Origin of the sequence: Pseudomonas sp. BAV 4579 (genome assembly GCF_009765395.1) — a bacterium.
Taxonomy (GTDB): domain Bacteria; phylum Pseudomonadota; class Gammaproteobacteria; order Pseudomonadales; family Pseudomonadaceae; genus Chryseomonas; species Chryseomonas aestiva.
This window is the reverse complement of record NZ_WHOV01000103.1, coordinates 1-5,273: the sequence shown is the minus strand read 5'-3', so window position 1 is coordinate 5,273 and position 5,273 is coordinate 1. Positions and strand designations below refer to the sequence as shown.

General features: G+C 55.0%; 3 protein-coding genes. 2 read left to right on the top strand and 1 reads right to left on the bottom strand.

The window, feature by feature from the left end; all coding sequences use genetic code 11:
• Positions 1–407 precede the first annotated feature (407 nt).
• A complete protein-coding gene (locus GSQ95_RS18895) occupies positions 408–1,064 on the bottom strand; it encodes an HD domain-containing protein (protein ID WP_158894702.1) in 657 nt (218 codons plus the stop codon).
• A gap of 726 nt (positions 1,065–1,790) precedes the next feature.
• On the opposite strand from GSQ95_RS18895, the gene aspT reads away from it, so the two are divergent.
• The gene (aspT, locus tag GSQ95_RS18890; RefSeq protein WP_158894705.1) at positions 1,791–3,488 is read left to right on the top strand and encodes an aspartate-alanine antiporter; all 1,698 of its coding nucleotides are present in this window, start codon (positions 1,791–1,793) and stop codon (positions 3,486–3,488) included.
• A gap of 17 nt (positions 3,489–3,505) precedes the next feature.
• The gene (locus GSQ95_RS18885; protein ID WP_158894708.1) at positions 3,506–5,137 is read left to right on the top strand and encodes a bifunctional aspartate transaminase/aspartate 4-decarboxylase; all 1,632 of its coding nucleotides are present in this window, start codon (positions 3,506–3,508) and stop codon (positions 5,135–5,137) included.
• Positions 5,138–5,273 lie beyond the last annotated feature (136 nt).

The window sequence follows — 5,273 nt, the reverse complement described above, 5'->3', positions numbered from 1 at the left end:
TCAGTCGATCAGTGCTGAAGGACTCAGTGCTTTGGTGTCTGCTGGGGCCGCATGCGATGTGCGAACCGTTCCAGGCCCCGACGGGCATGGATGGCAACTGCAGATACGCTACAGCAAAGAAAGCCGGCACTTCCCTCTCCGCTCACGACGGGAACTGGTAAGGGTATTCCGATCCCTGGACGCTTTGAATCGGTATACACAAAGTGTAGGTATACACCGGTTCAGAGTTGAGAGCTGAAACGTTACCAATGTGACATATACAGCGATTGGTCGCAATTTCAAGGGGCGAATGCCAGTTAATAACAGATATTTTCTCTAGCGAGGTATGCCTAGCCAACTGAGGGTATGCAAAACAAAAACCGGCCATCCATATCGGTTCTTACTCACCACTCATGCTGTAACGATAATCAGCTAAGCGCTCCGATTTCTTCCATAAAGCTCTCTAGAAAACTAGTGAGACGTGCATGTCGAGCTGCTGCCATTCGAGCTCCTTCCGCAGTCTGAAACCCAGAAGCCAGCTTGAGTAGTTTTGTGTGAAAGTGCTCGATAATAAAGCGTTTGTCCTGATAATCCCTGCCTATAGCTTCCGGATTCGTGAAATCGTATAGGGCCGAGCCCATCCTCCCCGAAACGTAGAAGCAGCGGGCGATTCCCACCATTCCGATGGCGTCTAGCCGATCACTATCCTGAAGAATTTTGGCCTCAATTGTTAGCGGCTCAAACCCCGCCGAAAAACTGTGAGTCTTCATAGCGTGAGCAATTTTCTCAACTTTATTTCCGGGCCATCCCATAGCCCCTAAAATAGAGGCCGCTTTCTCAGCAGAAAGACTTGACGCTTGCGACCGCAAAGGAGAATCCTTCTCCACAGCGACACAATCGTGCAGGATAGTCGCCGCAAGCAATACCTCAAGATCACCACCCTCTTTTTCCTGTAGCCTTCGAACATTAATCCAAACACGATGGATATGAGAGAGATCGTGTGACCCATCCGTGCTGTCATTAGGTAGGAATGCTATTAAATCGTGAGCGAGGCTTTGAAAGGGAAAAAACGGCTCGGCAACCACTTAAAAACTCCAATGAGAATTCGACTTTCATAGTTGTCGCTAATAATTTTTAGCACTACGGCGACCCTGTGAGATAGTTTAAACTTAAGTTCGCACCGCAGCATAATCACTCGTAGCTCTATCTTTAGATATCACAGCATCTTCAGGGGCCGCTACGTGGTGACCTGTCCACGGCTCACCGATGCTGTGGTGAAAGTGACATTTCTACTTAGCCGGTCTAGCGACATTTCTACTTGGCCTTGACAATAGGGGCTGTTGCAGTCCACAGCTTGCCATTTTCTTGTAGCCAAATTTTTGGGCTTCTAGATCAGGTCATATAAGGGGATTTAGGGGGCTACGCTGAGATCGACTTTGAAAATGGGCGTTCTCTCTCTATTTTAATTTGGCAGCGATAGTCCGATAGGTGTTTTTACACAGTTTGGGCACCTACTCGTTACAGTTTATTGCTCAAGGCAAAGCCATACCCGCCCTCACCTCATCTACAGCCTCTGCTTTTGACAGTTCTGGAATGCTGTGCTTAAATTTCTAGCGCTGCCGGATCCAATCATGCTTGGCTGGTAAATCTGACCGCAACCTTGATGATGAGCGTCGTTCTGCCAGGTGAAGCTTAGCCTGTCAGATGCTGGATTGCGTGCCCCGCCATTGACGGGCTGCGCGTTCGGTCATCCCCAAAGCGCTTGGTCGTGTGGTGAAACGCTGCCATCCGGCCTTCGATCGAAGGTTTCTATGGACTACCTCCACCTCGTGCTGAATCAGTCGCCCGAACTTGCGTTATTTCTTTCTCTGGCAATCGGTTACTGGGTCGGCGGCATCCAGTTTGGTAAATTTCAGCTTGGAGGCGTAGCGGGCTCGCTACTGGCGGCTGTTGTGATCAGCCAGGTCGGAATCAGCATCGATAACGGTATCAAGTCGGTGTTGTTCGCTTTGTTCATCTACGCCGTCGGGTTCGAGAGCGGGCCACAGTTCTTTCGTTCCCTGGGGCGGCAATCGCTCCGGGAAATTGTATTGGCGGCCGTCATGGCACTCAGTGGCTTGGCGACAGTGATTGTAGCCGCCAGGGTGTTGGGGCTGGACAAAGGGCTAGCGGCAGGTATCGCTGCAGGCTCGATGACTCAGTCGGCGATCATCGGTACCGCAAGTGCCGCGATTGCCAAGCTGGAGCTTCCGCTGGAACAGATCCAGGCTCTTCAAGGCAACGTTGCGGTGGGCTACGCCGTGACCTATATCTTCGGCTCATTCGGCGCAATCCTTATGTGCGTCAATGTCCTCCCGTGGTTCATGAAGCGCTCGATTCGGGACGATGCGACCCGAGCGGAGGCGGAGTTGCTCGCCGGAGCGCGGGTATATGGGCCAGGAGAACAGCCAGCGACCCCTCCGTTGGTTGGGCGTATGTATCGCGTCGCCCAAGCGGCTGGCAAGACGGTCGAGCAAGTGGAAACCACCCCGCAAAGCGCTAATGCGGCTGCCTTGACGATCGAACGTATTAAACGTGGCGGCGCACTGGTCGGTGTGGCGCCGGATACTGTGCTGGAAGCGGATGACGTTGTGCTTGTGGTAGGACGTCGCGCTGGTGTGATCGCCATGGCGGAGCGGCTTGGGCCAGAACTGCAGTCTTATCCGGACATGGACGTGGTGGTGGTGCAACGCGACCTGACCGTGGGCAACCCTGCTTACGTTAATCGCACCGTGGCAGAAATTCGGCAAGAGGCAAACCGTACGTTGCGCCATGGCGTGTATGTGGTGGGAGTAAAACGCGCTGGTCGGCCATTGGCGTTGCAACCTGATACCGTCATCAGCTCCGGAGATATGGTAACGCTCTACGGCACCCCGGATGACATCCAGCGCGTAGCCAAGCAGGTTGGTACCCTTATCGTGCCGAGCGAGAAAACCGACTTTGTTTTTCACGGTTTCGGGCTCGTCGTCGGCTTGCTTCTCGGCATGATCGTTGTTCGCCTGGGTGCGATTCCGTTGACCTTGGGTAGTGGTGGGGGCGCGCTCATCGCCGGTCTAGCCTTCGGATGGTATCGAAGCCGCCATCTCACCCGTGGCAACCTTCCCACGCCGGCTTCCACCCTCCTGCGTGACCTGGGTTTGGCGGGATTCGTGGCCGTGGTAGGCCTGCAGTCTGGGCTCCAGGCAGTCCAAACTATCGCTACACAAGGTATTTCCATCTTTCTCGTGGGCGTGGCGGTATGCATCGTCCCTATCGTAATCACGATCCTCGTGGGGCGCTATGTGCTCCGCTACGACAACCTGGCCATCTTCGCCGGCGCCGTTTCCGGGGCGCGCAGCGCCAACCCTGCCTTTGGGGAAGTGCTCGACAAAGCCGGTAATTCGATACCAACGGTTCCATTCGCGGTTACCTATGCCTTGGCCAATGTGTTTCTCACCTTGCTCGGGCCGCTGGTCGTAGCCTTCGCTTAACCGAAAGGGAAAATGGCATGAGCGACGAAATTGCCAAGAACGACGATTACGCCCAGTACGCCCAGTACGCCAAGCTGAGTCCATTCGAACTCAAAGATGAACTGATCAAGCTGGCCTCCGGTACTGAAAACCATCTGATGCTAAATGCAGGTCGGGGCAATCCAAACTTCCTGTCTACCCTGCCCCGACGCGCCTTTTTCCGCCTTGGCCTCTTCGCCACGAGCGAAGCCGAGTTGTCCTATTCCTACATGCCCCACGGGGTCGGCGGGCTACCGCAGATTGATGGCATCGAGGCACGTTTCGAACGGTATACCGCTGAGCACCGTGACCAACCCGGGGTGCTTTTTCTCGCCAGGAGCCTTAGCTACGTCCGGGACCAACTGGGGCTTTCGGCTTCTGCGTTTCTGCACGAGATGGTCGAAGGCATTCTGGGCGCGAACTATCCTGTGCCACCCCGCATGCTCAGAATTTCCGAGCAGGTCGTGGGCCATTACATCGTGAAGGAAATGATCGGTGGCTTCGTTCCGGCCGGAAGAATAGACCTGTTTGCTGTGGAAGGCGGTACGGCCGCAATGACCTATATCTTTCATTCGCTACAGCAGAATGGTTTGCTTAAACGGGGCGACAAGGTCGCGATCGGGATGCCCGCGTTTACGCCCTATATTGAAATTCCGGAGCTGGAAGAATTTGGGCTGGAGCAGGTACACATCGACGCAGACCCGCACGCCAACTGGCAGTACCCGGATACGGAGCTGGATAAGCTCAAGGATCCCGCGATAAAGATTTTCTTCTGTATCAACCCCAGCAACCCGGCCTCCGTGAAGATGGACGACCGCGGGCTCGAGGCGGTTGCCCGCATTATCACGGACTCCCGCCCGGATCTGTTCATTCTGACCGACGATGTCTATGGCACCTTCGCCGACGACTTCCGGTCCCTGTTCGCTATATGCCCTCGCAATACCATGCTTGTGTATTCATTCTCTAAGTATTTCGGTGCCACCGGCTGGCGCCTAGGCGTAATCGCTACGCACAAGGACAGCGTTTTCGATGAGGCGCTCTCGACGTTGCCCGAGGCGGCGAAAGTTTCCTTGGACCATCGCTATGGAACGCTCTTGCCGAATGTTCGAGACCTCAAATTCATTGACCGCATCGTCGCGGACAGCCGTACAGTCGCCCTGAATCACACTGCAGGGTTGTCCACCCCGCAGCAAGTGCAAATGGTGCTGTTCGCGCTCTTCGCTCTCATGGACGAAAGCGACGGCTACAAAGCCGAGCTCAAGAAACTGGTACGCCGCCGCGAAGCGGCGCTCTATCGTGAGTTGGGCGTGGAGCCTGACAGCGATCCGAATGCCGTTGACTACTACACGCTTCTGGACCTGGAAGACTTGGCGCGCAAGATACATGGCGACGAGTTTGCCGCTTGGGTAAAAGCGCGCTTCAGCAGTGGTGACCTCCTGTTCAGAATCGCGAAGGAGACCGGCATCGTGCTGTTACCCGGCAAGGGGTTCGGTACCAAGCAACCCGCTGCCCGGGTGTCCCTGGCTAACCTTAACGAATACGAGTACGCCAATATCGGCCGGTCCTTACGGGCAATGGCAGATCAATACTATGAGGAATTTAAGGAAACACTGGGAGGAACCAATCAGTGAATGCGCGCAAAGAGTCGGTAGCGGTCGCTTGTCGACCTCCGCTTCTGGCCGGTAGCTGCCCTACGGCAAAGGCAGCTTTGGGCTGTGGATTCAACCGGTGAACGCAACACACTAGATTCTGCGTAAGCAGGAGGGT